Source organism: Comamonas sp. Z1, assembly GCF_008121555.1.
In the GTDB taxonomy this organism is placed as follows: Bacteria; Pseudomonadota; Gammaproteobacteria; order Burkholderiales; family Burkholderiaceae_C; genus Comamonas; species Comamonas thiooxydans.
The window spans coordinates 233,888-260,272 of record NZ_VOQT01000002.1; the positions used below are offsets into that span (position 1 = coordinate 233,888).

Annotated in this window: 24 protein-coding genes; 11 read left to right on the forward strand and 13 right to left on the reverse strand. The window is 62.2% G+C overall.

Annotated features, from left to right (window positions below):
• Window positions 1-46 precede the first annotated feature (46 nt).
• Both FSY45_RS04435 and FSY45_RS04440 read right to left on the reverse strand, forming a co-directional pair.
• Complete coding sequence (locus FSY45_RS04435) at window positions 47-991, reverse strand: LysR family transcriptional regulator (protein WP_046460572.1); 945 nt, start codon at window positions 989-991, stop codon at window positions 47-49.
• A 15-nt stretch (window positions 992-1,006) separates the two neighbouring features.
• Complete coding sequence (locus FSY45_RS04440) at window positions 1,007-1,981, reverse strand: quinone oxidoreductase (protein WP_046460571.1); 975 nt, start codon at window positions 1,979-1,981, stop codon at window positions 1,007-1,009.
• A 241-nt stretch (window positions 1,982-2,222) separates the two neighbouring features.
• Here FSY45_RS04440 and FSY45_RS04445 point away from each other — a divergent pair, with 241 nt between their 5' ends.
• Genes FSY45_RS04445 through FSY45_RS04460 form a run of 4 tightly spaced genes read left to right on the forward strand, consistent with a single transcriptional unit; the run spans window position 2,223 to window position 7,472 of the window.
• On the forward strand, window positions 2,223-2,489 hold the full coding sequence (locus FSY45_RS04445) for a DUF2164 domain-containing protein (protein ID WP_003068137.1): 267 nt from the start codon (window positions 2,223-2,225) through the stop codon (window positions 2,487-2,489).
• Window position 2,490: 1 nt separating this feature from the next.
• Window positions 2,491-2,769, forward strand: coding sequence for a hypothetical protein (locus FSY45_RS04450; RefSeq protein WP_046460570.1), 279 nt, complete (start codon window positions 2,491-2,493; stop codon window positions 2,767-2,769).
• 30 nt (window positions 2,770-2,799) lie between these two features.
• The gene (gene sbcD, locus FSY45_RS04455) at window positions 2,800-4,044 is read left to right on the forward strand and encodes an exonuclease subunit SbcD (protein WP_046460569.1); all 1,245 of its coding nucleotides are present in this window, start codon (window positions 2,800-2,802) and stop codon (window positions 4,042-4,044) included.
• Window positions 4,041-7,472 (forward strand): AAA family ATPase, encoded by a 3,432-nt coding sequence (locus tag FSY45_RS04460; protein WP_046460568.1) that lies wholly within the window; start codon window positions 4,041-4,043, stop codon window positions 7,470-7,472. The genes sbcD and FSY45_RS04460 overlap by 4 nt, the downstream gene beginning before the upstream one ends.
• 8 nt (window positions 7,473-7,480) lie before the next feature.
• On the opposite strand, the gene FSY45_RS04465 is transcribed toward FSY45_RS04460, so the two are convergent.
• Window positions 7,481-8,425 carry an intradiol ring-cleavage dioxygenase gene (locus FSY45_RS04465; RefSeq protein WP_223305620.1) on the reverse strand — a complete coding sequence of 315 codons (945 nt, stop codon included), beginning with the start codon at window positions 8,423-8,425 and terminating at the stop codon, window positions 7,481-7,483.
• Window positions 8,426-8,764: 339 nt separating this feature from the next.
• On the opposite strand from FSY45_RS04465, the gene FSY45_RS04470 reads away from it, so the two are divergent.
• From FSY45_RS04470 to FSY45_RS04490, 5 genes are all read left to right on the forward strand, one after another.
• Window positions 8,765-9,880 (forward strand): TRAP transporter substrate-binding protein, encoded by a 1,116-nt coding sequence (locus FSY45_RS04470; RefSeq protein ID WP_003068127.1) that lies wholly within the window; start codon window positions 8,765-8,767, stop codon window positions 9,878-9,880.
• 116 nt (window positions 9,881-9,996) lie between these two features.
• On the forward strand, window positions 9,997-10,569 hold the full coding sequence (locus tag FSY45_RS04475; RefSeq protein ID WP_003068125.1) for a TRAP transporter small permease subunit: 573 nt from the start codon (window positions 9,997-9,999) through the stop codon (window positions 10,567-10,569).
• A complete protein-coding gene (locus FSY45_RS04480; RefSeq protein WP_148747924.1) occupies window positions 10,566-12,533 on the forward strand; it encodes a TRAP transporter large permease subunit in 1,968 nt (655 codons plus the stop codon). The genes FSY45_RS04475 and FSY45_RS04480 overlap by 4 nt, the downstream gene beginning before the upstream one ends.
• 220 nt (window positions 12,534-12,753) lie before the next feature.
• Window positions 12,754-14,538: an NAD(P)/FAD-dependent oxidoreductase gene (locus FSY45_RS04485; RefSeq protein ID WP_046460565.1), complete on the forward strand. Its 1,785-nt coding sequence runs from the start codon at window positions 12,754-12,756 to the stop codon at window positions 14,536-14,538.
• A gap of 176 nt (window positions 14,539-14,714) precedes the next feature.
• Entirely contained in the window at window positions 14,715-15,284 is a 570-nt protein-coding gene (locus FSY45_RS04490; RefSeq protein WP_046460564.1) for a hypothetical protein, read from the forward strand.
• Window positions 15,285-15,302: 18 nt separating this feature from the next.
• On the opposite strand, the gene FSY45_RS04495 is transcribed toward FSY45_RS04490, so the two are convergent.
• The 6 genes from FSY45_RS04495 to pyrC form a co-directional block, all read right to left on the reverse strand.
• A complete protein-coding gene (locus FSY45_RS04495; RefSeq protein WP_046460563.1) occupies window positions 15,303-16,097 on the reverse strand; it encodes an oxepin-CoA hydrolase, alternative type in 795 nt (264 codons plus the stop codon).
• Window positions 16,098-16,183: 86 nt separating this feature from the next.
• Window positions 16,184-16,552, reverse strand: a complete 369-nt coding sequence (locus tag FSY45_RS04500; RefSeq protein ID WP_046460562.1) for a YXWGXW repeat-containing protein — start codon at window positions 16,550-16,552, stop codon at window positions 16,184-16,186.
• 124 nt (window positions 16,553-16,676) lie between these two features.
• A complete protein-coding gene (gene htpX / locus FSY45_RS04505; protein ID WP_003068113.1) occupies window positions 16,677-17,549 on the reverse strand; it encodes a protease HtpX in 873 nt (290 codons plus the stop codon).
• A 73-nt stretch (window positions 17,550-17,622) separates the two neighbouring features.
• Complete coding sequence (locus FSY45_RS04510) at window positions 17,623-18,441, reverse strand: DUF3025 domain-containing protein (protein WP_080944388.1); 819 nt, start codon at window positions 18,439-18,441, stop codon at window positions 17,623-17,625.
• A gap of 14 nt (window positions 18,442-18,455) precedes the next feature.
• Window positions 18,456-19,337 (reverse strand): NYN domain-containing protein, encoded by an 882-nt coding sequence (locus FSY45_RS04515; RefSeq protein ID WP_046460561.1) that lies wholly within the window; start codon window positions 19,335-19,337, stop codon window positions 18,456-18,458.
• A gap of 149 nt (window positions 19,338-19,486) precedes the next feature.
• A complete protein-coding gene (gene pyrC / locus FSY45_RS04520; RefSeq protein WP_034362813.1) occupies window positions 19,487-20,533 on the reverse strand; it encodes a dihydroorotase in 1,047 nt (348 codons plus the stop codon).
• Between the two features lie 129 nt (window positions 20,534-20,662).
• Here pyrC and FSY45_RS04525 point away from each other — a divergent pair, with 129 nt between their 5' ends.
• Together FSY45_RS04525 and rocF are read left to right on the forward strand one after the other, a co-directional pair.
• A complete protein-coding gene (locus tag FSY45_RS04525; RefSeq protein WP_003068103.1) occupies window positions 20,663-21,769 on the forward strand; it encodes an ornithine cyclodeaminase in 1,107 nt (368 codons plus the stop codon).
• Window positions 21,770-21,782: 13 nt separating this feature from the next.
• Complete coding sequence (rocF, locus tag FSY45_RS04530) at window positions 21,783-22,736, forward strand: arginase (RefSeq protein ID WP_046460560.1); 954 nt, start codon at window positions 21,783-21,785, stop codon at window positions 22,734-22,736.
• A 77-nt stretch (window positions 22,737-22,813) separates the two neighbouring features.
• On the opposite strand, the gene FSY45_RS04535 is transcribed toward rocF, so the two are convergent.
• The 4 genes from FSY45_RS04535 to FSY45_RS04550 form a co-directional block, all read right to left on the reverse strand.
• Window positions 22,814-23,551 carry an amino acid ABC transporter ATP-binding protein gene (locus FSY45_RS04535; protein ID WP_003068099.1) on the reverse strand — a complete coding sequence of 246 codons (738 nt, stop codon included), beginning with the start codon at window positions 23,549-23,551 and terminating at the stop codon, window positions 22,814-22,816.
• Between the two features lie 143 nt (window positions 23,552-23,694).
• A complete protein-coding gene (locus FSY45_RS04540; RefSeq protein ID WP_003068096.1) occupies window positions 23,695-24,366 on the reverse strand; it encodes an amino acid ABC transporter permease in 672 nt (223 codons plus the stop codon).
• A 1-nt stretch (window position 24,367) separates the two neighbouring features.
• Window positions 24,368-25,120, reverse strand: a complete 753-nt coding sequence (locus FSY45_RS04545) for an amino acid ABC transporter permease (RefSeq protein ID WP_003068095.1) — start codon at window positions 25,118-25,120, stop codon at window positions 24,368-24,370.
• 113 nt (window positions 25,121-25,233) lie between these two features.
• Window positions 25,234-26,133: a transporter substrate-binding domain-containing protein gene (locus FSY45_RS04550; protein WP_003051113.1), complete on the reverse strand. Its 900-nt coding sequence runs from the start codon at window positions 26,131-26,133 to the stop codon at window positions 25,234-25,236.
• Between the last annotated feature and the right edge of the window lie 252 nt (window positions 26,134-26,385).

Here is a 26,385-nt window from a genome sequence, read left to right on the forward strand (position 1 = left end):
GCGACCTGTACTCATCGCCCTGAAGCAGCAGGGCAGGCAGGACTCCTCAGCGGTCTGAGGGCCGCCAGGGAGCCGCCGCGAAAGCCTCCGTCACCCATTGCTTGAACGCCTTCATGGCGCCCGTGTTGTACTGCCCCGAAGGTCGTAGCAGGTAGATGCCGCCGGCTTCCCCCAATGTCCATTGCGGCAGTATGCGGACCAGCTCTCCAGCATGGATGGAGGGCATGAGGTGCCAGTCACTGCCGGCGATGATGCCCACCCCTTTGATTGCCGCATGAAGCAAGGCTTCGTTGTCGTTGCTGAGGATGGAGCCGCTGACGCGCACTGATTCGGCAACACTGGCGACCTTCTTTCCTGCCGACTGAACCAGTCGCCATTGCGGAAAGTCCAGGAGGCCGGTGTAGCCCAGGCAGTTGTGACGGACGAGATCTGCAGGCCTGTCTGGCGCTTCATGGCGCTCAAGATAGCTGGATGATGCACACAGAAGGCGGTACTGATCGCATAGCCGCGTGGCAACCAGCCGGCTGTCCGCCAGATTGCCGATACGTATGGCGGCGTCAAAACGCTCTCCCACAATGTCCACGATGCGCTCGCTGTACTCCACTTCGAGCGCCACTTCCGGGTAGGCCAGGGAAAAATCCGCCAGCATGGGGCTGATCCACCGCCGCCCCATCGTCGCGGGCATGGACAAGCGCAGGCGCCCCCGTATTTCCTGCGCTCCCTGAGCTGCTTCCTGCTCTGCATCCCGAATCAGATGGGCAGCCTGGCGCAGCTTTTCGACAAGTCGCCAGCCTTCGTTGGTGAAATGCAGCTGGCGCGTGGTGCGCTCCACCAGGCGCACGCCCAGTCTTCGCTCGAGAGCCTGCATGCGCTTGGAGAGCACCGAAGGGTGACGCGCCAGCAATCGTCCCGCAGCGGCAAACGAACCCTGGTCTGCCAGTGCGACCAGCGTGGCGAGCTCATCCGTGTGCTGGCTGTCGAATGTCTCCATGGTGTCTGTAGCGATTCAGGGGGTGAGGATGATCGAGCCTTGCGAGCGTCCTTGCTCCAAGTCTGCATGCGCCAGGGCTGCGTCCTTGAGCGCGTAGCTTTTCCATATGCGAGGCGTGAGTATGCCGCCTGCGATGGCGTCAAGCACGTCCTGCGCACGGCTCTGATACTCCTCTATCGTTGCCGTATGCGCGGCCAGAGACGGACGGGTCAGAAACAGCGAGCCCTTGGCATTGAGCACGCCGACCTCAATGGCAGGCGGCAGGCCCGATGTGGCACCAAACGACACCATCAGCCCTCTGGGTCGCAGGCAGTCCAGCGAAGCCAGGAAAGTGTCTTTTCCGATGGAGTCGTAGACCACGTCCACCTTTCGTCCCTGCGTGGCCTGCATCACCTGGGATGCCAGTGTCTGCGCATCAAAGACAAACACCTGATCGCAGCCTGCCGCCTTGGCTCGTTCCACACTGGCGGGCCTGGAGACGACGCCCAGAACCTGGGCGCCCAGATGCTTGGCCCACGCGCACATCAGCTGTCCGAGAGCCCCGGCAGCGCCATAAATCAGGACTCGGCTGTCTTGACTCACCTGGCCGGTGGTCTTGAGCAGGTACTGAGCCGTGATGCCCTTGAACAGGACCGACGCGGCGGCATCATCCGCGAGACTGTCCGGAAGCCGGATCAGACGATCAGCGGGGAACAAGCGCGCACTGGCATACGCGCCCTGCGGCCCGGTTGCGTAGCCGACACGGTCCCCCGACTTCAGGCCCGACACTCCCGAGCCCACGGCTGCCACTGTTCCCGCGCCCTCCAGACCCAGTCCCGAAGGCAATGCAATCGGGACCAGCCCTTTGCGCTGATTGACATCCAGAGGATTGACACCGATGGCGGTCTGCTCGAGCAGAACTTCGCCCGGCCCCGGTGACGGCAGATCCAGCTCTTCGAGCTGCATCACTTCGGGCGCACCTGAGCTGTAGATTCGAATGGCGACAGCCATGGCTTTTCCTTGGGAATGATGAAGAAGACATCGTATTCATGCCATCTGCGTGCATCAACATGAGCTCATGCACATAATAAGTGCATGTGGTGCAGCAATCACCGCATGACGCTCCGTGCTTGGCCGAAGCCATGAAGCGGACTGCCACTGTCACACCGCCAGTTGCGAGACAAGGTAGTTAGTCAGCTGAAGAAGAATCCGACGCTTGAAGCGAAAGAAAATTTACAAGAAAGCTTGATCAATGAGCATAGAACTCCCCAAACACGCGCAGCAGCAGGCCATTGCCTCCATAGAACGCTATTTCCGCGAAAACATGGACGAACCCATAGGCAATATGCAATCCGGTGCCCTGCTGAATTTCTTTCTCGCGGAAATAGGCCCCAGCATCTACAACCGTGCCGTGGCCGATGTGCAGGAAAACCTGCAGGCCAGGCTGCAGGAGCTGGACTATGAAGTCGGCAAGGAAGAATTCAGCTACTGGACGGCCAAGCGCACAGGCAAGCGCTGAAATGACTCCAGCCAGACGCCTGCAGGCAGCTCTGCGGCCAGACCAGCCGGCACCGACTGCGGCGGCGTTGGAGAAACTGGCTCATTCCCTCAGGGATGAAGGCATGAGCCAGGCCGCGCTCTACCGCCTGTTCCAGGCCGAGCATTCGCGCTCGGACCTCGATGAACCGCGTCTGGAAGCGCTGGCCGGGATCATGGACCTGATCTGGGGTGGCGGCTGGGCCAAAGGCCATGCCTTGTTCGAGCAGGAGCTGTCGCAAGCACGGCTGGACAGCGAGTAAGACGGGGGCCAGCTGGCATACCATCGCCGCATGCGTCTTCTCCATACCTCCGACTGGCATCTGGGCCAGCACTTCATGGGCCGCAGCCGTCAGGCCGAGCATCAGGCCCTGATCGACTGGTTGCTCACCAAGGTGCAGGCCCATGCCGTGGATGCCGTGCTGATCGTCGGCGACATCTTCGACACCGGAGCCCCGCCCAGCTATGCGCGCGAGCTGTACAACCAGCTCATCGTGCGCCTACACGACGCAGGCGCGGCCTTGCTGATCCTGGCGGGCAATCATGACTCGGTCAGCGTGCTCGATGAAAGCCGCGAGCTGCTGACCTACCTGGGCGCCCAGGTGGTCAGCTCGACCGGTGATGAGGCCCGGCATGTCGTCACGCTGCCTCGACGTGGCACAGCGCGGGAGCCTGGCTGCATCGTCTGCGCACTGCCCTTCATCCGCCCGCGTGATGTGCAGCAAAGCCAGGCCGGACAAAGCGCACAGGACAAGCAACAGGCACTGCAAGCCGCGATTGCATCCACCTACCAGCGCGTGTATGCCGCAGCCCTTCAAACGCAGAATGAGATACAGGCCAGCCAGGGCGAACTGCTGCCCATCATTGCCACCGGCCATCTGACCATGGTGGGTGCCAGCAGCAATGAATCGGTGCGTGAAATCTATGTAGGCGCACTGGAGGCTTTTCCGACCAATGCTTTCCCGCCAGCCTGCTATATCGCCCTTGGCCATATCCACAAGCCGCAGCTTGTCGGCGGACTCGATCACATTCGCTACAGCGGCTCTCCCATCGCGCTGGGATTTGACGAAGCCAGGCAGACCAAGCAGGTACTGCTGGTGGATCTGAATGCCGACGGACTGCAGACCGTCACCCCCCTGCCCGTGCCGGTGTTCCAGCCCATGGCCTCCATCATCGGCAGCCTGGCGCAGATGCCAGCCTTGCTGGAATCTGCCTCGGCCCAGGCACAAGCCGATCGACCGGTCTGGCTGGAGGTGACGGTACAGGAAGACGACTATCTCTCCGACCTCACGGCGCGCGTGCAAACCATGGCCGAGTCACTGCCCGTGGAGATTCTGCGCATCAAGCGCCAGCGCGGCCAGGCTGCGGCACAGCTGTCCGGCGAAGCCCGCGAGTCGCTGGATGAACTCACCCCGCTCGATGTGTTTGCACGCCGACTGGCCCTGGAGAGCCTGGAGCCCCCACTGCAATCGGCGCTGACCGAGCGCTATCAACAGGTGCTGCACGGCCTCCACGACGAGCAAGGAGCAGCGGCATGAGAATTCTCAAACTGCGGCTGAAGAACCTGAACTCGCTCAAGGGCGAGTGGAACATCGACTTCACCGCTGCCCCCTTTGCCGACAACGGCCTGTTTGCCATCACCGGATCCACGGGCGCTGGCAAGTCCACGCTGCTCGATGCCATCTGCCTTGCGCTCTATCACCAGACGCCGCGCCTCGACAGCATCAGCGGCAGCAACGACATCATGACGCGCCACACCGGCGAGTGCGAAGCCGAGGTGGAGTTCGAAGTCAAGGGCGTGGCCTACCGCGCCTTCTGGAGCCAGCGCCGCGCGCGCGGCAAGCCGGATGCCGCCCTTCAAGCTCCCAGGGTGGAGCTGGCACTGGTGGCGGACGGCAGCATACTCACCACCCATATCAAGGACAAAACCCGGCGCATCGCCGAAATCACCGGACTGGACTTTGCGCGCTTTACCAAGTCCATGCTGCTGGCCCAGGGAGGCTTTGCCGCCTTCTTGCAGGCCACGGCCAATGAGCGCGCCGAGCTGCTCGAAGAACTGACCGGCACCGATATCTACGGTCGCATCTCGCAGTCCGTTTTCGAAAGAGCGCGCGACGCCCGCCAGGCCCTGGAAAAGCAACAGGCCCAGGCACAGGGCATGCAACTGCTGGATGCAGGCACACGCGAGCAGCTGCAGTCCCAGACGGCACTGCTGCAGACCGGCTTGATGGATCTGCAGGCACGCCACCAGCAACTGCAAACCGTACAACGCTGGCAGGCACAGACCATGCAGGCCATGGAGGAGGTGGAGCAGGCGCGCAATGCACAAGCGAACGCCCAGCAAGCGCTGAGTGACGCAGCACAAGATTTGCTGCGCCTGCAGGCCCACGGACCTGCGCAGGCAATCCAGCCCATGCACCATCGCTGGCAGCTGGCACAAGACCAGCAAAGCGAACAGGCCGTGCAATTGCAGCAACTGCATACCCTGCGGCTGCAAGCCCAAAGCGCGCAATGGCATCAACACCAACAGGCCCAGCAACTGGCTGACGATCAGCTGCAGCAGTCAAGGCTGCAGCTGCAGTCTGCACAGGCCCGGCAGGCCGACTTGACGGCATGGCAGCAAGCCCATGCCAGCCGCGCCCTGCTGGGTGAAAACCTCAGCGGCTGGCGCGAGCAGCTGCAGCAAGGCCAGCAACTGCAACGGCAAACCGTCCAGACAGAAGGCCAGATGACGCAGCTGCAGAAGCTCGCCCGGCAACTGCAGCAGCAAGCAGACGCACAGACGCAGCAATCCACGCAGTCGACACGGCAAGTCTCCCAGACGCGGCAACAGCAGCAGGCCGCAGAGCAAGCCCTGCAGCAGCAGCTGACCACGCACGGCAGCCTGTCTCAGCTGCGCAGCCACTGGCAAAACGCAGAGCGCCAGCTGCATCACTGGCAGCAGTTGCAGGAACATGCCGCACTGCGCCAGCCCCTGGACGTGCAGCAGCAGCGCAATTCGCAGGCGCTGAGCTCCGTTGATTCCCGCATTCAGGAGCAGCTGGCGCAACGCGATGACTTGCGTGCGCAGTACAAGGCTCTCAAGGAAAAGGTGGCCGACAAGCAAGCCCTGCTTGACCAGGAGCGCCTCATCCAAAGCCTGCAAGAGCACCGCGCCGCGCTGCAGCCCGGAGATGCCTGCCCGCTGTGCGGGTCTCTGGATCACCCAGCCATCACCGAATACGCGGCGCTGGATGTATCAGCCACAGCCGCTGCGCTGCAGCAGGCACAGAGCGAACTCGAGTCGCTGCAGCGCCAGGGCGAACAGCTGAACACCGCGCTGGCCACTGCCCAGGGCCAGCGGCAGCTGCAGCAGGAGCAGCACCAGGCCATTGCCCAGCAGATTGAAAAATGGCTGTCACGCTGGGCTGACTTGCGCGCGCAGAGCGCAGTGCCGCTGGATGAGGCGGCATGGCAGCAGCCCGAAGCACTGCACACCGCTTGCGCTGAAGCCGGGCAGCAGATTGCGCAGCTGCAGCAGAACCTGGCCGATGCCGAAACTGCCGAACGCCAGCTGCAACAGTCCAAGGACGCCTGCCAGGCGGCTCTGCAACACCAGCAGCAGATCGAGCATGCACAGGCCAGCACCCGGCAGGCTCTGCAGAACAATCTGACGCAGCAGGAGCAGACCGCTCAGGCACTGCAAGCCTTGATGCAGCAGGCCGGCGACCTGCAAACTCGCTTGCAGCTTGCTCTGCAGACGGCAGGCTACGCATTGCCCGACAGCGCAGACACCGCAGACTGGCTGGATGCGCGTCAGCAGGAATGGCAGCAATGGCAGCGCCAGCAACAGGCAATGCAAGAGCTTACCCAGCAGATCGACCTTCTGCAACGCCAGGTCGAGCAAGCCGCAGAGGATGCCGAGCACTGGCTGCAACGCAGCCAGGCCCTGCCTGACATGTCCGCCGACGCCACCGCCTATACAGTGCCAGCCGCCGCCACGCTGCAGGACTGCAGAGTTCTGCTCGAACAAACAGCGCAGCAACTGGCCAGGCTGCAAGGTCAGGCAAGCCAGGCACAAGCCACGCTTGAGCAGCTGCAGCAATCGACGCGGCAGGCCCAGGCCGAATGGCAGCAGGCGCTGCAGGCCAGCCCGTTCTCCGACGAAGCGCAGTACACCGCAGCCCTGCTGTCCGATGCCGAACAGCAAGGTCTGCGGGCACTGAGCAACCAGCTTCAGGGCGCGGCACAACGCGCAGCCGCCTTGCAGGCAGACGCCAGCCAGCGCCTGACCGCACTGCAGACACAGGCGCTCAGCGACGAAGCACCCGAAACCATTACCGAGCAAATTACCCAGCTGGAGACCGAACGCGCCCAGCAAGCCGAGCAACTGGGCGCCCACCGCGCCCGCCTCAAAGATGACGATGACCGCCGCGCGGGCCAGCAAGCCTTGCTGGCCCGGATTGCCGAGCAGGAACAGGACAGCGATCTCTGGCAACACCTGGACAGCCTGATAGGCTCCGCCAGAGGCGACAAGTTCCGCAAGTTCGCACAGGGGCTGACGCTGGATCATCTGCTGCATCTGGCCAACCGACACCTGGAGCGCCTGCACGGTCGCTATCTGCTGCGGCGCAAGCCCACTGGCGAGCTGGAGCTGGACATCGTGGACGGCTGGCAGGGCGATGTGGCGCGCGACACGCGCACGCTCTCGGGCGGCGAGGCCTTTCTCGTCAGCCTGGCACTGGCACTGGCACTGTCCGATCTGGTCAGCAGCAAGACCTCGATCGATTCGCTATTCCTCGACGAAGGTTTCGGCACGCTGGACGGCGATACGCTGGAGATGGCCCTCGCCGCGCTCGATGCACTCAACGCCAGCGGCAAGATGATTGGCGTCATCAGCCATGTGGAAGCACTCAAGGAGCGCATTCCGGCGCAGATCCGCGTGGAAAAAGCAGCCGGAATCGGCTACTCCAGACTGGTGATCTGAAGCCTGGTTCAGGTGCCGGGCGGAGGTGGCGGCATCATGCCCGGGCGCGGCGGCCGCCGCCCCGGGCCTCCTGGCCCGCCTGGCGGCATGGAGCCCTTGACCTGGCAGAGCTTGTCGGCACTATCGCTGCGCACCACCACGGTCTTCGATGCCAGCATCACCCCTCCCAGGTTCTGCACATCGAAGACATAAGGCGTCTTGTCCGGCTCCTGCCCGACCACGTTGTCCACATCCAGGCGGGTATCGGGCTGGCCCTTGTCCCTGTAAAGCGGCGCCTGCGCAAAGATCTCGCTGTTGAGCGCATCGCTGAACAACAACTGGCTGGTCAGCCACGATGCAGCGCTGTCCGCCGGGTCGTAGCTGCCTTGCAGAATGCGAAAGTGCACATGCACGGCGCGGCCGCGATACCAGCCGGGGTAGCAGCTGTCGAAGCGCACCACGCCATTGCCGTCGGTGCGTTGATAGCCGCGAAAGAACTGCTTGTTCCCATCGGTCGCATCGTTGTTGCACATGCGGTGAATCTGGCCCGAGTAACCGCCCGTGTGATTGGTATGCCAGATCTCCACAATCGTGCCCGGCACCGGCTCGCAGCGCTCGTTGACCACGCGGATCTGCATATGCAGCGGCAGGCCATCCCAGCCATCGCTGACATCCATGCGCTCGGGAGACAGCGTATGGCAGGGGCCGATGGTGGCCTCGCAGGTCAGGCGGCAACTGCCCGCCAGCCCGGCACCGGCAAACGGGTTGATGCCGCGCACGGCGGCGGTGATGGCCTTGGTGCCACCGCTCAACCATGGAGCAGCCGCTTTCCCCACGCTCCTCACCGACTCCGCAGCGGGAGCTGCGCAGCCGAGCAAGGGAATGACGGGCAGCACCCCCAGCACAGCACCGGAATGCTGCAGCCAATGTCTGCGGGTAAGCGGTAGAAAAGAGTCGGAGGATGAATGAGACATGCAGCTTTGGCGTCAAGTCAGACTGACTGCATGCTAGTGCACGGCAAGTCATTCAGGCGCTTGCCTTGCGAGCTTTACCGCAACGATACATCCACGCAGTGCCCCCCAAATTACCCTTAACCGGCAAATCTCCAGCACTGCCAAACACTCACCAATCCATAGCAAACACCACTTTAATTTCGGGCGTAATAGATTGATTTCAATAAGAAAATATCAAGAATTCAAGCCGCCATCCACTCATCAAGTCTGGTGTTAACCCTCTGCGCCGGCCTGTCACTCGCTTCAAAGATGCATGCACTGGCGGAAGGCCAGGATAACCACCCAGAGGAGATGAAGTAGATGACACAGGAGACCCAGAAAACCGGCCGCCGCAACCTACTCAAAGGTGCCGCGGTGGCTGCTTCCGCCATGTCCGTGCCCATGATAAGCACGGCCCAGACCACGTCCTGGCGCTTTCAGAGTACCTGGCCGGCCAAGGATATTTTTCACGAGTTTGCCCAGGACTTCGCGAAGAAAGTCAATGACATGACTGGCAACCGCCTCAAGATCGAGGTGCTGCCTGCCGGCTCCGTGGTGCCTGCATTCCAGTTGCTGGATGCCGTATCCAAAGGCACGCTGGATGGCGGGCACGGCGTGATTGCATACTGGTATGGCAAAAGCCAGGCCGTAGCGCTGTGGGGGTCCGGACCGGCCTTTGGCATGGATGCCAATATGGTGCTGGCCTGGCACAACTATGGCGGAGGCAAGGAGCTGCTGGACGAGATCTACGGCGGCCTGAAAATGGACGTGGTCTCCAAACTCTATGGCCCCATGCCGACCCAGCCGCTGGGCTGGTTCAAGAAACCCGTGGCCAAGGTGGAAGACCTGAAGGGACTGAAATTCCGCACCGTCGGCCTTGCCGTGGATGTGTTTACGGAAATGGGTCTGGCTGTGAACCCACTGCCTGCCGGTGAGATCGTTCCAGCCCTGGATCGCGGCCTGCTGGATGCCGCCGAGTTCAACAATGCATCCAGCGACCGCGTGCTGGGCTTTCCGGATGTGACCAAGAACTGCATGCTGCAAAGCTTTCACCAGTCGAGTGAGCAGTTCGAGGTGCTGTTCAACAAGACCAAGTTCAACGCCCTGCCGGCCGAGATCAAGTCCATCATCGAGTACGCCACCCAGGCCGCCAGCGCCGACATGAGCTGGAAGGCCACCGACCGCTATGCCAAGGACTATGCAGAGATGCAGTCCAAGCAAGGCGTGAAGTTCTACAAGACACCCGACGCCATCCTGCGCGCCCAACTGGCTGCCTGGGACAAGGTGACATCCAAGAAGGCCGCCGAGAACCCCATGTTCAAGCGGGTGATGGACTCCATGCGCACGTTTGCCCAGCGCAGCGGACGCTGGCAAAACGATACCGACCTCGACTTCAAGATGGCCTGGAACCACTACTTCGCGCAAAAGCGCAGTTGATTCCGACGCAGCGCAGCCCAGCAGGGGCTGCGCCTGTCTGCCTCCCGCAGTCCCGCCCCGGCAGGCGGGCATCTCATCTTCTTCGCACCTCGCTGCATCACGCAGCGGAGACTGCCATGCAAAAAATTCTGCTTGCTGTCGATGCGTTCTCGACCTTTATCGGCAAGGTGGCGGCCTGGGCCGTGGTGCTGCTGACAATGCTGATCAGCTGGGAGGTGTTCTCCCGCTATGCACTGAACAAACCTCACGCCTGGGTGCTGGATGCACAGATCATGCTCTACGGCACCATGTTCATGCTGGCCGGCGCCTACACCCTGTCCAAGAACGGCCATGTGCGCGGCGATGTGCTCTATGGCTTCTTCAGCCCGCGTGCGCAGGCTGCCGTGGATCTGTGCCTGTACATCCTGTTCTTCCTGCCTGGCGTACTGGCGCTGACCTGGGCCGGCTGGACCTATGCCCACGAATCGCTGGATATTCGCGAGCAGACCTTCTCTGCCCATCCGTTGCCGCTGTATCCATTCAAATTCATGATTCCGCTGGCTGGTGGCGTGCTGCTGCTTCAGGGCCTGGCTGAAATCGCCCGCTGCATGCTGTGCCTGCGCGACGGCCAATGGCCCCGTCGCGGCGCAGACGTGGAAGAAGTGGATGTGGAAAAGCTCAAGGAAATGGTGCAGGAGGGCAAAGCATGAAGATGCGCAAGGAACTCTGGTTCGGCTTTTCCATCATGGCCCTGGTCGTGCTCTCGGCCATCGTGCTGCTGCTGGGCGTAGAAAACATCACCAACGGCCATCTGGGCCTGCTGATGCTGTCGCTGGTAGTGGTCGCCATCATGCTGGGCTTTCCCACTGCCTTCACGCTGATGGGCATGGGCATGATCTTCACCTGGCTGGCCTATGAGCGCGATACCACACGCACACTGGATTTGATGGTGCAGTCAGCCTACAAGAGCATGACCAATGACGTGCTCATCGCCATCCCCCTTTTCGTCTTCATGGGCTATCTGGTCGAGCGCGCCAACCTGATCGAAAAGCTGTTCAAAAGCATGCACCTGGCCATGGCCCGCGTGCCGGGCTCGCTTGCTGTGGCCACGCTGGTGACCTGCACCGTGTTTGCCACCGCCACCGGCATTGTGGGCGCCGTGGTCACGCTCATGGGCCTGCTGGCACTGCCCACCATGCTGCGTGCCGGCTACAGCACGTCCATGGCGGCAGGGGCCATCACGGCGGGTGGCTGCCTGGGTATCTTGATACCGCCTTCGGTGCTGCTGATTCTCTATGGCGCGACAGCAGGCGTTTCCGTCGTCCAGCTGTATGCCGGCGCTTTCTTCCCTGGCCTGATGCTTGCCGGCCTGTACGTGGGCTATGTGGTTATCATGGCCAAGATCAAGCCGGCCTGGGCACCACCGCTGTCAGCCGCCGAGCGCCAGGTAGCTCTACCGTCCCTGACTCGCGAGCTGCCCGCCACCGCTCAGCAATACGCCCCCATGCGCCTGCTGGCCGCACTCAAAGGCCAGCGCAATGCACAGGTTCCCACGGGCTATCTGCTGCGCCAGCTGGCCGTGGTGGTTCTGCCCGGAATGCTGTTCCTGCTGCTGGCTGCCAGCAGCTGGCAGGCAGTGACGACGCCTGCGGTGCAGGAACAGTTCGAGATCCAGCCCATAGGCATGGAAAGCAGCAGCTCCTCCAGCTCCAGCTCCAGCTCCAGCTCCAGCTCCAGCTCCGGCACTGGCCTTGCCGAGCCGCCCATAGAAGGTGGCTTGCAGGAACCACCCACAGAAGGAGGGCTACAGGAGCCGCCCGACTCAGAGTCCTCCGCCCCGGTGGCAGCAACGGCGCCGGCAGAGCCTGAAACAGGCAGCAACGCACCGGGCGTGCCTGCTGCCAGCCAGGCTGAAACCCAGCCAGCCCCCACCTGGTGGTGGATTGGCTTTGCAGTGCTGGGGACCTGCACCGCACTGTTTTATCTGTTTCTGAGTTTTGCGCGGCTGGAAATCTTCAAGATGCTGCTGGGCTCGTTCTTTCCGCTGGTGGTGCTGATCCTGACCGTACTCGGCTCCATTGTCTTTGGCCTGGCCACGCCGACCGAAGCGGCTGCCATGGGTGCCTTGGGCGGCTTTGTGCTTGCCGCTGCCTACAAGCGCCTGAGTATCGATGTCGTCAAGGAGTCCGTGTACCTGACCGCCAAGACCTCGGCCATGGTCTGCTGGCTGTTTGTGGGCTCGGCCATTTTCTCCGCCGCCTTTGCATTGCTGGGCGGGCAGGAGCTGATAGAGCGCTGGGTGCTGTCCATGAACCTCAGCAAGATAGAGTTCATGATCCTCTCCCAGGTCGTGATCTTTCTGCTGGGCTGGCCGCTGGAATGGACGGAGATCATCGTCATCTTCATGCCCATCTTCATCCCTCTGCTCAACCACTTTGGCGTTGACCCGCTGTTCTTCGGCCTGCTGGTGGCGCTGAATCTGCAGACGGCCTTCCTCTCTCCACCCGTGGCCATGTCTGCCTTCTACCTCAAGGGGGTGGCACCGCCTTCGGTGACGCTCAACCAGATATTCGTGGGCATGATGCCCTTCATGGGCATACAAATCCTGGCCATCGTGCTGCTCTACATCTGGCCGCAGATCGGTCTGTGGCTGCCGCAACTGCTCTACAAATAACAAAAGGCCACCAGCACATCACTATCAAATGCATAGCTGGCCGCGCTTGTTACATAGCAACTTCGTGTTCAAAGAGATGAGAACATGAGCTGTATCAAGCGCGAACCGCTATCTTCTTAGAAGCGATAAGCACAACAAAAGCCGAGGTCACCATGGCCTTGTCGCGCAGTCATCAGGTCTTTGCCGTACCATCCAGACCCTTGCTTGATAGGTACAAGCCATGATCCGGATCGCAGAACTCAAACTCCCTCTCTCGGCGGTTGAATACCACCCCGAGAACCACACCGAATACCAGCCCACGGACAAGCTCACGCAGCTTGCTGCCGAGCGCCTGGGAATTGCGGCCGCCGCCATTGCCAAGCTGCATGTGCACAAGCGCAGCTTCGATGCGCGCAAGGCGGAACTGCTGGCCGTCTACATTGTCGACATCACGCTGGCCGACGAGGGCCAGGAGGCCGCGCTGCTGACGCAGTTTGCCGACCATCCCCATGTCAACCCGACGCCAGACATGAGCTGGAAACCCGTGGGCCAGGCCCCGGCGGATCTGGATGAGCGCCCCGTGGTCGTGGGCTTTGGCCCCTGCGGCATGTTTGCCGGGCTGGTTCTGGCCCAGATGGGCTTCAAGCCCATCGTGCTGGAGCGCGGCAAGACCGTGCGCGAGCGCACCAAGGACACATGGCGGTTGTGGCGCAAGCGCGAGCTGACGCCCGAGTCCAATGTGCAGTACGGCGAAGGCGGCGCCGGCACCTTCTCCGACGGCAAGCTCTACAGCCAGATCAAGGACCCGCGCCATCTGGGCCGCAAGGTGCTGACCGAGTTCGTGACCTATGGCGCGCCGCCCGAAATTCTCTATGCGGCTCACCCCCATATCGGAACTTTCAAGCTGGTCAAGCTGGTCGAAGGCATTCGCGAGGAAATCGTGCGCCTGGGCGGCGAAATCCGCTTCGAGCAGCGCGTGACCGATGTACAGATCGAAGAAGTCGACGGCCAGCGCCAACTGGTCGGCCTGCAGGTGCTCGACCAGGCCACAGGCCAAAGCTATGCGCTGCCCACCCATCATGCCGTGATGGCTCTGGGCCACAGCTCGCGCGACACTTTTGCCATGTTCTACGAGCGCGGCGTGGCCATGGAGGCCAAACCCTTCTCCGTGGGCTTTCGCATCGAGCATCCGCAAAGCGTGATCGACCGCGCCCGCTGGGGCAAGGATGCCGGCCACCCGCTGCTGGGCGCTGCCGACTACAAGCTGGTGCACCATGCCAAAAATGGCCGCGCCGTCTACAGCTTCTGCATGTGCCCGGGCGGCACCGTGGTGGCTGCGACCAGCGAACCCGGGCGCGTCGTCACCAACGGCATGAGCCAGTATTCGCGCGCCGAGCGCAATGCCAATGCCGGCATGGTCTGCGCCATCAGCCCCGAGGACTACCCGCAAGACACCGAGAGCTTTGCCTGGGCCTTTGACGGCAAGACCTTTGGTGTTGAAAAGCAGCAAAAAGGCGAGCATCACCCGCTTTCCGGCATTGTGCTACAGCGCCAGCTGGAGTCCAGGGCCTATGTGCTCGGCGGCCAGAACTACAGTGCGCCCGGCCAGCTCGTGGGCGACTTTGTGTCTGGCAAGCCATCCACCGAATTTGGCGAGGTGCAACCCTCGTACAAGCCCGGCATCAGCCTCGGCGATCTGCACCAGGCCCTGCCCGCCTATGCGATCGAGGCCATGCGCGAGGCCTTGCCCGCCTTTGGCAAGAAGATTCGCGGCTACGACATGAAGGATGCGGTGCTGACCGGTGTGGAAACCCGCACCTCGTCCCCGGTCAAGATCGGCCGCGGCGCCGACTTCCAGAGCGATAACACGCGTGGTCTGTACCCGGCCGGTGAAGGTGCGAGTTACGCAGGCGGCATTCTGTCGGCCGGTGTGGATGGCATCAAGGTCGGCGAGGCCGTGGCTGCGGCGATTCTCGGCGTAGAGGTGCCCTCCTCGGGCGCGCGCGGCTCGGGCGGCGCGCTGTAAGCAACGCGGCAGCGGCCTCTTTGTGTGTCCCAGGCATGGCTGCCCCGCGGCTGGCTGCCTTTGAGGGGCACGAGCACACCGGCGGTCATGGCTTTTACAAGTTTTGGGACGCTGACTGACATGGTCCAGGGCCTGGCATCGCTACGCTGGGGACTTCATCGCATGCCAGCGTCACCATGAAATCTCTGCGACTCGCCCCTGCCTGTGCCACCCTGGGACTGGCCTGCTGGCTGGCTGCCGCCAGTGCCGGCGCACAAACCAGTGATCCCGCTGCCGCGGCGGACAAGAGCGCCGACAAGCCCTCGGCGCTCTCGGGCTGGATGTTCGGCTACGCCCCTCTGGACTGGCATTTCTCCGATGCCAAGAAGGAAAACGATTTCGAGCCCGACGAACAAAAGCACGCCTATGTCTGGCTGATCCAGGCCGAGAAGGAGCTGGGCGAACGCCATATCGCAGGCTTTGCCTATTTCAGGAATTCATTCGGTCAGCCCAGCCAGTACGCCTATTACGGCTGGCGCTTCAGGCCGTTTGACAGCGTGCCAGGCCTTTTCTTCAAGGTCACGGGCGGCATCATTCACGGCTACAAGTTTCCGTACAACAAGAAGATCCCGTTCAACAACCGGCATGGCTGGGGCATCACGGCCATTCCGGCCGTGGGCTACGACTTCAACAGCAACTGGGGCGCCCAGATCAACGTCCTTGGCAACGCCGGCGTGATGTTCCAGCTCAACTACACGGTTCGCTAGGCCGTCGGGAACGACCTGTCAGGCTCCGCGCAGCCTGGCAAAGTCGGGCGCACGCTTTTCCAGAAAGGCCGCAATGCCTTCGCGGGACTCCTCGCTGCCCTGGGCCTCGACCATATGGTCGGCCTCCAGCGCCAGCTGCTGCTCCAGGCTGTGGCTGTGGGCCACCCGACACAGCGCCTTGATTCGCGCAGTCGCCACTTCCGGCCCCTGGGCCAGTTGCCGCGCCAGCTCCAGCGCTTGGGCCAGGGCCTGGCCCGGCTCCGTCAAACGGTTGATGCAGCCATGCGCGTGCATGCGCTCGCCGCTGATGCGCTCGCCCGTCAGGCAGAGCTCGGTCAGCAATTGGCGGGACATGAATTCGGCCAGAAACGAAGTCGCGCCACCGTCGGGTGTGAGGCCGACCTTCACATAGGCCACCGAGAAAACCGCCGACCTTGCAGCCACCAGCATGTCGCAAGCCATGGCCAGAGACAGGCCTGCACCCGCGGCAGCGCCCTCCACCGCCGCGATCACGGGTTTGGGGCAGTCGCGTATGGCACGAATCAGATGGTTGAGGTCCTCAAGCTTTAGGCGGCGTTCGGCCAGCGGCATCTCGCGCCTCGTTGCCAGCTGGTTCAGATCGCCGCCAGCGCAGAAATGACCGCCCTCGCCTGTCAGAATCACGGCGGCCACCGAGGCATCGGTGCCGGCCGCACGCAGCGCTTCCATGACCGCGTGGTAATACTCGGGCGACAGCGCATTGCGCGCTGCCTGGTTGTTGTTGGAGAGGATGAGAACAGCGCCTTCGCGGCGGGTGACAAGAGCAGGATTCACGGCAAACCTCCTGCATCCGACTCTAGCGATACAGGCACGGCCCGCCTAGCGGGCGGATGCCCTCTCTTGTCACCTAGCGGACGCCCTCAGCGGCGCGGTCCCCAATGGCCGCCGCCGTGATGCCAGCCGCCAGGACCATGATTCCACCCACCCTCATGCCAGCCATAGCCGGGACGTGGCGGCATGGCCCAGCGGCCGGGACGCCAGTTGTAGCGCCCGCCGCCCCAGCCCCAGGAGCCGCCGATCCAGACATAGGCCGGCGAGGGAGCCACCGGGATCACCTCGTTGATCAGGGGAGGCGGGGCCATGGGTGCATAGACGTCGCCCGCAACCACCTCGGTTCCATAAGCCGGATAGGCCGGGGCCACCACGCAGCCCGTAAGCAGGGCAGCGGAGCCGCCCAGCAGCAAGACCGACAGCAGTCGGCGGGTCATGGTTTGAGAGATGAAGGACATCACAACTCCTGAAAGTCCGGGGACATGTATATGCTCCTACAACGCAAAAGCCCCTGCCGGTTGTTGACAGGGGCTTGTGAAGCAGCGGTAAAGACCGGCTACTGCCGTTTACACATGCGTACGCTTAGCGGGCGTTCTGCAGTGCAGCAATGCGCTGCTCGATGGGCGGGTGGGTAGAGAACAGCTGGCCGATGCCACCGGCAATGCCCATGGCCGCCACGCTCTTGGGCAGCTCGCCCGGATGCATTCCGCCCAGACGGGCCAGCGCATTCATCATGGGCTGCTTGCGCCCCATGAGCTGGGCAGCACCCGCGTCGGCACGGAACTCGCGCTGGCGCGAGAACCAGGCCACGATCATGGCGGCGACAAAGCCCAGCAGGATATCCAGCACCACGGTGGTGATCATGTAGCCGATGCCAGGGCCGGAGCTTTGCTCGTCGTTGCGGCGCAGGAAGGAGTCGACCGCATAGCCGATCACGCGCGAGAGGAAGACCACAAAGGTGTTCATCACGCCCTGGATCAGCGTCATGGTCACCATGTCGCCATTGGCGATGTGGGCCACTTCGTGACCGATCACGGCCTCGACCTCTTCACGGGTCATGCCTTCGAGCAGACCTGTAGACACGGCCACCAGGGCCGAGTTCTTGAAAGCGCCGGTCGCAAAGGCGTTGGGCTCGCCCTCATAGATGCCGACCTCGGGCATGCCGATGCCAGCCTTTTCGGCAAAGCCGCGCACGGTGTTGACGATCCAGGCCTCATCGGCGTTGCGCGGCTCGTTGATGACCTGCACACCCGATGTCCACTTGGCCATGGGCTTGGAGATCAGCAGCGAGATGATGGCGCCGCCAAAGCCCATGATGAAGGCAAAACCCAGCAGGGCGCCCAGATTGAGGCCGTTGGCAGTGAGGTAGCGGTTGACGCCCAGCAAGCTGGCGACGATGCCCAATACCGCCACCACGGCGATATTGGTCAGTAGAAATAAGGCAATACGTTTCATCGAGGGTGTACTCCACACAGGGGACAAAATGACCAGAACCCCTGAGGCACCGCCTGTGCAGGACGAATGCTCATCAAGCCAGTTCTCTTTCTGGCAGTACCCGTTGTTGTGTTGTTTGTGCGGTACGTGGGGCTCGGAAAACTAGAGAGTCATCATAGAAGGAAAAGTTCTGGTTTTGCAGGCACCAGTCCGGGATTCCCAATATGGGAATTGGTAGATAGGGCTTGCTGGCCAGATTGCAAGACTGGGTCCGCAACTGATGGTCCAGCCAGCCGTCTGCCTCGGCCAGCGATGCCAGGCGCGGCGCCTGCTCCAGCGGCACGCAGATCACATGCGCGGTGATGGCCTTGCGCGGCTGAACCAGCTTTTCCAGCAGGGCATGGCCTATGGGCAGGAAGCGCGCCTGCTCCCACAGCGCACGCCGGGCCACAAACAGCTCCTGCCAGCGCTTGTCGCGCAGCGCATCGCACAGTGCCTGCGGCGCCAGCAGCAAGCCGCCGTTCTCGTCCAGCACCGTGATCGAATCGCGCAGGCGCCCGCGCTGCGCTCCCACACCCTGGCGCGCGATCTCGACCGCCTGCAGCGCGTTGAGCCGCTGCTTGAGCAACGGCCAGTGCAGCCAGATCAGGCCGTTGAAGAAGTCATGCAGATTGTCGCGCGTGGGAATGCTGCGCCGGCTGTGGATGAATGCCTCATAGGCCTGGCCGGCAGGCAGCTGCAGCTGATCGACGAACTGCCAGCCCGGCAGCAGTCCTTGGGCGGCAGCCACCTCCTGCAAGGCCCGGGCCACGCCGGCACCGCCCAGCACCCGGTCATGAACCTGACGTCCAAGCGCTTGCAGCGGTGCCAGCCAGGGCGCCTGCCAGTCAATGGCCCAATCCACTGACTGCATTGCGGCTGGCTGCATCAAGGCAGCACCTCGTCCTGATGCCCACGCAGATCGCGCACCGCCACGCGGGCCGTGCCCTCGTCACGCAACTCGAACACCTGGGTCGCGGCCATGAGCTTGGTCAGCGAGGCATAGCCATAGTTGCGCGCATCGAAGGACAACTTGTTGCCGATATGCGTGCCCACCGCAGCCACACGTGCCCAGCCGGCTTCGTCCTGCGTCGCCTTGACGGCATCGCGCAGCATGCCAATGAGCTGCCTGTCTTCCTTGAGCATGTGCGAAGGCACGCGCAACGTGGTGCATGCCGGGGCCGCAGCGCCCGTGCCACCGGCCACCTTGCCATTGCTGACAGGGAGGGTCTGCTCGGATGGCTGGCTTGCCGCAGGCACTGCACGTGGAACTGCCTCGGCCTCCAGTGCTTCGCGGCGTTCACTGCGGCTGACAATGCCGTCGCCGAGTTCCTTGAGCGCATCGAAATACAGAAAGCGCGAGCAGGCATTGACGAAAGCCCTGGGCGTCTGCTCCGCACCGAATCCATAGACCGCAGCGCCCTTGGCGCGCAAATGCATGACCAGCGGCGTGAAGTCGGCGTCCGAGGAAACGATGCCGAAGGCATCGGGCTTTTCGGTATAGAGCAGCTCCATGGCATCCACCGTCATGGCCATATCGGTCGCGTTCTTGCCCTTGGAGTAATCGAACTGCTGCATGGGCCGCACGGCGTACTCCAGCAGCTTGCTCTGCCAGCCATGCAGACCGGCCTTGGTCCAGTTGCCATAGGCACGGCGAATATTGATCAGGCCGAAGGTGGATAGCTCGGTCAATATCTCGTCAATCATCTCCGCGGGCGCGTTGTCCGCATCGATCAGCAAGGCAATCCTGGGCTGGACATCGTTGGGCATGCAATCTCCTGAGCGCTGTTTGGCCAAGCCTAACCGAGGCCTTGCCTAAAGCCAAATTAAAAAAGGAGCAGCTTGCGCAACTCCTTTCTTGATTTCAGACCGAAAACACCTTTGATTCAAGTGAACACAGGCGCTTGCAGCTACTGTTTTTAATCCAGCATCTTCCAGGGCAAGGCTTCGCCAAAGCGCAGCGGCTTGAGCTGCGCCCCTTCGCCGTATGCAAAGCTCACGGGAGGTGTCCAGCTTTCCTTGACCAGGGTGATGGTGTCGGTGTTGCGGGGCAGGCCGTAGAAATCAGCGCCGTTGAAGGAGGCAAAGGCTTCCAGCTTGTCCAGGGCGCCAACGCCGTCGAACACCTCCGCATACATCTCGATGGCGGCGTGGGCGCTGTAGCAGCCGGCGCAGCCGGTCGCGGCTTCCTTCAGGTGCGCGGCATGGGGAGCGCTGTCCGTGCCCAGGAAGAACTTGCTGCTGCCGCTGGTGGCGGCCTGCACCAGCGCCAGGCGATGGGTTTCGCGCTTGAGGACCGGCAGGCAATAGAAATGCGGGCGCACGCCGCCCAGGAAGATGGCGTTGCGGTTGAACAGCAGATGCTGGGGCGTGATGGTCGCAGCCAGGAAATCATCGGCCTCAGCCACGTACTCGGCGGCTTCCTTGGTCGTCACATGCTCCATGACGATCTTGAGCTCGGGGAAATCCTTGCGCAGAGGCTTGAGCTGCTGCTCGATGAACACGGCTTCACGGTCGAACAGGTCGATGCTCTGATCGGTGACTTCACCATGCACCAGCAGCACCAGGCCTTCGCGCTGCATGGCTTGCAGCGTGGGATAGATCTTGCGCAGATCGGTCACGCCATGGTCGGAATTGGTCGTGGCACCTGCGGGGTAAAGCTTGCAGGCCACCACGCCGGCCGCCTTGGCGCGCACGATTTCCTGAGGGCCCAGGTTGTCCGTCAGATACAGCGTCATCAGCGGCTGGAACTGGCTGCCTTCAGGCACGGCCGACAGAATGCGGGCGCGGTAGTCCGCAGCCATCTCCGCCGTGGTGACCGGGGGCTTGAGGTTGGGCATGATGATGGCACGGCCCATCTGGCGGGCAGTGTGCGGCACCACACAGCGCATGGCATCGCCATCGCGCACATGCAAGTGCCAATCATCGGGACGGGTAATCGTGATGGTCTGAGTCATGGCCGATATTGTCCCATCTTCGCTGGCGGCAAGGCCGCACCCGACCCCGCAAGAGCAGTGCACCCACGGCGACCGCAGGCTCTTCTCTCTGGCATTTGGCGCAAAAATCCTCAAAAATGAAGCCAAGGAGGAGGTCTTATGTCTGTTCCTCAAGCTCTGGCCGGCACACCATTGCGCACCGACTTTCTCAGCGCCAGCGACGCAGCCCGGCTGGTCGCGCGCGTCGGCATCACCCAGGTGCTGCGCCTGATCAGCCAAGCCCTGGAGGCCGACTTCGGCCGCTGGCAGGACTTCGACAAAAGCGCGCGCACCGCCGCCCATTCAGCCAGCGGCGTGATCGAGCTGATGCCGGTGGCCGATGCGCGGGACTACGCCTTCAAATACGTCAACGGCCACCCGCACAATCCGCGCCTGGGCCTGCCCACCGTGATGGCTTTCGGCGCGCTGGCCGATGTCGCCACCGGCATGCCGCGCTTTGTCAGCGAGCTGACGCTGACCACAGCCTTGCGCACCGCCGCCACATCCGCCATGGCTGCGCGCCATCTGGCGCGCGCCGGCAACCGCAGCATGGCGCTGATCGGCAATGGCTCGCAAAGCGAATTCCAGGCTCTGGCCTTCATGGAGCTGCTGGGCGTGCGCGAGCTGCGCCTGTTCGACATCGACCCTGCGGCATCGCAAAAGCTGCTGCGCAACCTGCAGCCGTTCCTGCCCGGCTTTTGCGCCACGGCCATCGTCTGCACCAGCGTGCGGGACGCCGTGGCCGGCACGGACATCGTGACCACCGCCACCGCCGACAAGACCCGCGCCACCATCATCCCCGGACATTTGCTGGAGCCCGGCATGCATATCAATGCCGTGGGCGGTGATTGCCCCGGCAAGACCGAGTTCGATGCCAGCGCCCTGCAGCGTGCGCAGGTCTTTGTCGAGTACGAGCCGCAGACGCGCATCGAGGGCGAGCTGCAGCAAATGCCCGCCGACTTTGCCGTGACCGAGCTCTGGCGCGTGCTGCAGAAGCTGGCGCCGGGCCGGACATCGGATGCCCAGATCACCCTGTTCGACTCCGTGGGCTTCGCGCTGGAGGACTACTCGGCGCTGCGCACCATGCACAGCCTGGCACGAGGCGCGGGCCTGCTGTCACAGATCGAGCTGGTGCCGGAGCTCGCCGACCCCAAGGATCTGTTTGCCATGGTGAGACAGGCAGCCAGTCCCCAGATCATCAATCTTGCGGCCCGTAAGACGGCCTGAAGCGGAGCGGCTCATGGCATACACATCGTCCACACTGATCGGTCTGCCCACCGATATCGGTGCCTCGCGCCTTGGCGCGGCCATGGGGCCCGATGCCCTGCGTGTGGCCCAGCTCGGTCCGGCGCTGCAACGGCTGGGTGTGCAGGTCAGCGATCTGGGCAATCTGAGCGGCCCCGCCAACCCGCGTGGCGCGCGCGATGCCCAGGGTCTGCGCAATCTGGCCGAATGCCTGAGCTGGAACCGGATCGCCCATGACGCTGTGCTGCAGGTGCTGCAGCAACACCGGCTGCCCATACTGCTGGGTGGCGACCATACGCTGGCCACAGGCTCCATCAGCGCCGTGGCCCGCCATTGCCGCGCCACGGGCAAGCAGCTGCGCGTGCTCTGGCTGGATGCCCACTCGGATTGCAACACCCCCGAAAGTTCGCCCACGGGCAATCTGCACGGCATGCCGGTTTCAAGCCTCTGCGGACTGGGACCGGCGGAACTGGCCTCGCTGTCGGGCACGACTCCCGCCCTGCCTGCCTCATCGTTCTGCCAGATCGGCCTGCGCAGCGTGGACGAGAGCGAAAAGCACATGATCCGAGAGCTGGGGCTGGAGGTCTACGACATGCGGGCCATTGACGAGCTGGGCATGCGTGAAGTGATGCGCCGCGCCCTGGTCAGCCTGCTGGGACGCAACGACAGAGACATCCATCTGCATCTGAGCTTTGACGTGGACTTTCTCGATCCTGACATTGCTCCCGGCACCGGCACGCCGGTACGCGGCGGCCCCACCTACCGCGAGGCCCAGCTGTGCATGGAAATGATTGCCGACTCCGGCCGTCTTGCCTCGCTGGACATTGTGGAGCTCAACCCGGCGCTGGACCTGCGCAACCAGACGGCGGAGCTGGTGGTGGATCTGGTGCAAAGCCTGTTCGGGCAGAGCACGCTGATGCGCGAGCCTCGCGGCGTGCTGCAATGCTGAGCGGCCGGTCTGGGTCTGGCACGAGGCCATGAAAAAAGGCGCTCTTGCGAGCGCCTTTTTGCGGCTTGCCTGCAGCATCAATGCTGCAGGATCTTGTTGAGGAATTCCTTGGTACGCGGCTGGCGGTTTTCGGGATGGCCGAAGAACTCTTCCTTGCTGCAGTCCTCCAGAATCTTGCCGCCCACGTCCATGAAGATCACACGGCTTGCCACCTTGCGCGCAAATCCCATTTCATGGGTCACGCACATCATGGTCATGCCTTCGTTGGCCAGGCCCATCATCACGTCCAGCACTTCGCCCACCATTTCGGGATCCAGTGCCGAAGTGGGTTCGTCGAACAGCATCACGATGGGATCCATCGACAGAGCGCGCGCAATGGCCACGCGCTGCTGCTGACCGCCGGAGAGCTGGCCGGGAAACTTGTCCTTGTGAGCGGTCAGGCCCACACGGTCCAGCATCTTGAGGCCACGGGTCTTGGCGTCGGCAGCACTGCGGCCCAGCACCTTCATCTGTGCGATGGTCAGGTTCTCCGTCACCGACAGGTGAGGGAACAGCTCAAAGTGCTGGAACACCATGCCCACGCGGCTGCGCAGCTTGGGCAGATTGGTCTTGGGATCGTGCACTGCCGTGCCGTCCACAAAGATCTCGCCCTTCTGGAAAGGCTCCAGCGCATTGATGGTCTTGATCAGCGTGGACTTGCCGGAGCCCGAAGGGCCGCACACCACCACCACCTCGCCCTTGTTGATATTGGTGGAGCAATCGGACAGCACCTGAAAGCTGCCGTACCACTTGGAAACGTTCTTGAGTTCAATCATTTTTCACTCCGACTTTTGTCAGTGATCCATCGCAGCGCCTGCAACGGGCTCGGTCAGGCCAGGGACGGCCAGCAAGGGCCGCCCCGCAGCCGAGGCCGTCGTCCCCCTTGAGGGGGAGGGCGCGAAGCGACTCAGGGGGTGTTTCATCGAATAATGGCAATCTTCTTGTGCAGACGCTTGACGAACCAAGACAGTGCAAAGCAGATCACAAAATAGGTCACGGCAGCCGCCAGATAGGATTCGATGGGTCGGCCGAAGTTCTTGCCGGCGATTTCGAAGCCCTTGAGCATGTCGTAGGCACCGATCGCATAGACCAGCGAGGTATCCTGAAACAGGATGATGGTCTGGGTCAGCAGCACGGGCAGCATGTTGCGGAAGGCCTGAGGCAGCACCACCAGACGCATGTTCTGACCATAGGTCATGCCCAGCGCCTGTCCGGCAAACACCTGTCCACGTGGAATGGACTGGATGCCGGCACGCATGATCTCAGAGAAATATGCTGCTTCGAACGCCACAAAGGTGATGATGGCCGAAGTCTCCGCACCGATGGGCTTGCCGATCAGCATGGGCATCAGCAGGAAGAACCACAGAATCACCATCACCAGCGGGATGGAGCGCATGCCGTTGACATAGATGGTGGCAGGCAGGTCCAGCCACTTCTTGCCCGACAGGCGCATCAGCGCCAGCAAGGTGCCGAAAAAGATGCCGCCCAGCGTGGCGATCACGGTCAGGGACACGCTGAAATACAGCCCCTTCAGCACAAAGTTGCTGAACAGGTCCCACGAGAAAAACGACCAGTCGAGGTTGAGATTCATATCAGTGGCCTCCACCGCTGGCTGCAATCAGGCCGGGCACGCGAGAACGCTTCTCGATGAAGGCCATGATGCGGTTGATGATGAAGGCAGAAATCACATACAGACCTGTCACAGCCATATAAATTTCGACGCCACGAGCCGTCTCTTCCTGGGCCTGCATGGCGAACATGGTCAGTTCGGCCACGGACACGGCAAACGCCACGGACGAGTTCTTGAACACGTTCATGGCCTCGCTGGTCAGCGGCGGAATGATGATGCGAAACGCCATCGGCAGCAGCACATAGCGGTAGGTCTGGAAGGTTGTGAAACCTACTGCCATGCCGGCGTAGCGCTGGCCCCGTGGCAAAGCCTGAATACCGGAGCGCACCTGCTCGGCAATACGGGCAGAGGTGAAGAAACCGATCGCAAACACCACCAGCACAAAGCCCGGCAGGGACTTCATTGCGGGGAAGATGGCCGGAACCACGTGGTACCAGATGAACACCTGGACCAGCAAGGGAATATTGCGGAACAACTCCACCCAGGCATTGCCCAGGCGCACTATCCACGGACGATCGGGCAAGGTACGCAAGGTACCGATGACTGCGCCCAGCACCAGAGCGATGACCAGCGACAGCAATGCCACCGACACGGTCCAGCCCCAGGCCGACATCATCCAATCCAGATAGGTGATGTCACCGTTCTTGCCAAAACAACTCTGCCCGACCTCTTGGGTAATGGTGTCCTGACAGAACACCTGCCAATCCCAACTCATACGAGCACCTCTTTCATTCTTGGTTTATGAGGGCAAACGCTCACACCGGCCCTCGCAACAAAAAAGCCCCTTCTAACCGCTTGGCAGAAGGGGCGGTACACCTATAGGCGGGATTACTTGACTTCGTAAGCTTCCATGGGCTTGTCGTTGGGGTGAGCCCACGCATCCTTGGTCGCTGCCGACAGTGGCAGACCCACCTTCACGTTGTTGGGAGGAATGGGCTGCAGGAACCACTTGTCGTACAGCTTGGTCAGAGAACCATCCTTGATCTGACGCACGATGGATTCGTCCACAGCCTTCTTGAAGGCGGGATCGTCCTTGCGCATCATGCAGGCGATGGGCTCCACCGACAGCACTTCACCCACGATCTTGTAATCGTTGGGAGCCTTGGACTTGGAAATATTGGCGGCCAGGATGGAGCCGTCCATGATGAAGGCATCGGCGCGGCCGGTTTCCAGCATCAGGAAACTGTCGGCGTGGTCCTTGCCCATGACCTCCTTGAAGGTCAGGCCGTCGGCGCGCTTGTTCTTGCGCAGGGTCTGCACGGAAGTCGTACCCGTCGTGGTCACGATGGTCTTGCCGTTCAGGTCCTTGATGCCGGTGATGCCGGAGTTGGCACGGGTGGCAATGCGCACTTCTTCCACATAGGTGGTGAAGGCAAAGGCTGCATCCTTCTGACGAGCCGTGTTGTTGGTGGTGGAGCCGCACTCGATGTCCACGGTGCCGTTCTGCACCAGAGGAATACGGTTTTGCGAGGTCACGGGCTGGTACTTCACTTCCAGCGCTGTCAGGCCCAGTTGCTTCTGGATGTCCTTGAGAATGCGCTCACCCATTTCGGTATGGAAGCCTACATATTTGCCATTGCCCAGCGTATAGCCCAGGCCGGACGATTCACGCACGCCCAGAGTGACGCTGCCGGTGGACTTGATCTTGGCCAAGGTGTCATTGGCCTGTGCAAACACGGTGCCAGTTGCCAGTGCGGTTACGGCGATGGCCAACAAATGCTTCTTCATACGGATCTCCTATTGGTAAGGACCAAAAACGCTTGCCACTCCTTAACGCATCGCCCTTTGTGAGGGTGGACAGGTTGCGTTAACAAATGTACTGCACACATTGTGCAGTCATGAAGATGGCTGAAATGCAATCATTTCTAAGACTTTTCCCGTAGGCAATTCAGGAAGGCAACCACCTACTTACCGCCTCAATCTTGTGTTGCAAAGCAGCACCTCTTTTTGTGCAAGCTGCGAACTCTAATGCTTTCGTGA

Excerpts from the sequence above, each read along its gene's own strand:
- FSY45_RS04435 (WP_046460572.1), bottom strand. The coding sequence starts at position 991 with ATGGAGACATTCGACAGCCAGCACACGGATGAGCTCGCCACGCTGGTC.
- FSY45_RS04440 (WP_046460571.1), bottom strand. The coding sequence starts at position 1,981 with ATGGCTGTCGCCATTCGAATCTACAGCTCAGGTGCGCCCGAAGTGATG.
- FSY45_RS04445 (WP_003068137.1), top strand. The coding sequence starts at position 2,223 with ATGAGCATAGAACTCCCCAAACACGCGCAGCAGCAGGCCATTGCCTCC.
- FSY45_RS04450 (WP_046460570.1), top strand. The coding sequence starts at position 2,491 with ATGACTCCAGCCAGACGCCTGCAGGCAGCTCTGCGGCCAGACCAGCCG.
- sbcD (WP_046460569.1), top strand. The coding sequence starts at position 2,800 with ATGCGTCTTCTCCATACCTCCGACTGGCATCTGGGCCAGCACTTCATG.
- FSY45_RS04460 (WP_046460568.1), top strand. The coding sequence starts at position 4,041 with ATGAGAATTCTCAAACTGCGGCTGAAGAACCTGAACTCGCTCAAGGGC.
- FSY45_RS04465 (WP_223305620.1), bottom strand. The coding sequence starts at position 8,425 with ATGTCTCATTCATCCTCCGACTCTTTTCTACCGCTTACCCGCAGACAT.
- FSY45_RS04470 (WP_003068127.1), top strand. The coding sequence starts at position 8,765 with ATGACACAGGAGACCCAGAAAACCGGCCGCCGCAACCTACTCAAAGGT.
- FSY45_RS04475 (WP_003068125.1), top strand. The coding sequence starts at position 9,997 with ATGCAAAAAATTCTGCTTGCTGTCGATGCGTTCTCGACCTTTATCGGC.
- FSY45_RS04480 (WP_148747924.1), top strand. The coding sequence starts at position 10,566 with ATGAAGATGCGCAAGGAACTCTGGTTCGGCTTTTCCATCATGGCCCTG.
- FSY45_RS04485 (WP_046460565.1), top strand. The coding sequence starts at position 12,754 with ATGATCCGGATCGCAGAACTCAAACTCCCTCTCTCGGCGGTTGAATAC.
- FSY45_RS04490 (WP_046460564.1), top strand. The coding sequence starts at position 14,715 with ATGAAATCTCTGCGACTCGCCCCTGCCTGTGCCACCCTGGGACTGGCC.
- FSY45_RS04500 (WP_046460562.1), bottom strand. The coding sequence starts at position 16,552 with ATGTCCTTCATCTCTCAAACCATGACCCGCCGACTGCTGTCGGTCTTG.
- htpX (WP_003068113.1), bottom strand. The coding sequence starts at position 17,549 with ATGAAACGTATTGCCTTATTTCTACTGACCAATATCGCCGTGGTGGCG.
- FSY45_RS04510 (WP_080944388.1), bottom strand. The coding sequence starts at position 18,441 with ATGCAGTCAGTGGATTGGGCCATTGACTGGCAGGCGCCCTGGCTGGCA.
- FSY45_RS04515 (WP_046460561.1), bottom strand. The coding sequence starts at position 19,337 with ATGCCCAACGATGTCCAGCCCAGGATTGCCTTGCTGATCGATGCGGAC.
- FSY45_RS04525 (WP_003068103.1), top strand. The coding sequence starts at position 20,663 with ATGTCTGTTCCTCAAGCTCTGGCCGGCACACCATTGCGCACCGACTTT.
- rocF (WP_046460560.1), top strand. The coding sequence starts at position 21,783 with ATGGCATACACATCGTCCACACTGATCGGTCTGCCCACCGATATCGGT.
- FSY45_RS04535 (WP_003068099.1), bottom strand. The coding sequence starts at position 23,551 with ATGATTGAACTCAAGAACGTTTCCAAGTGGTACGGCAGCTTTCAGGTG.
- FSY45_RS04540 (WP_003068096.1), bottom strand. The coding sequence starts at position 24,366 with ATGAATCTCAACCTCGACTGGTCGTTTTTCTCGTGGGACCTGTTCAGC.
- FSY45_RS04545 (WP_003068095.1), bottom strand. The coding sequence starts at position 25,120 with ATGAGTTGGGATTGGCAGGTGTTCTGTCAGGACACCATTACCCAAGAG.
- FSY45_RS04550 (WP_003051113.1), bottom strand. The coding sequence starts at position 26,133 with ATGAAGAAGCATTTGTTGGCCATCGCCGTAACCGCACTGGCAACTGGC.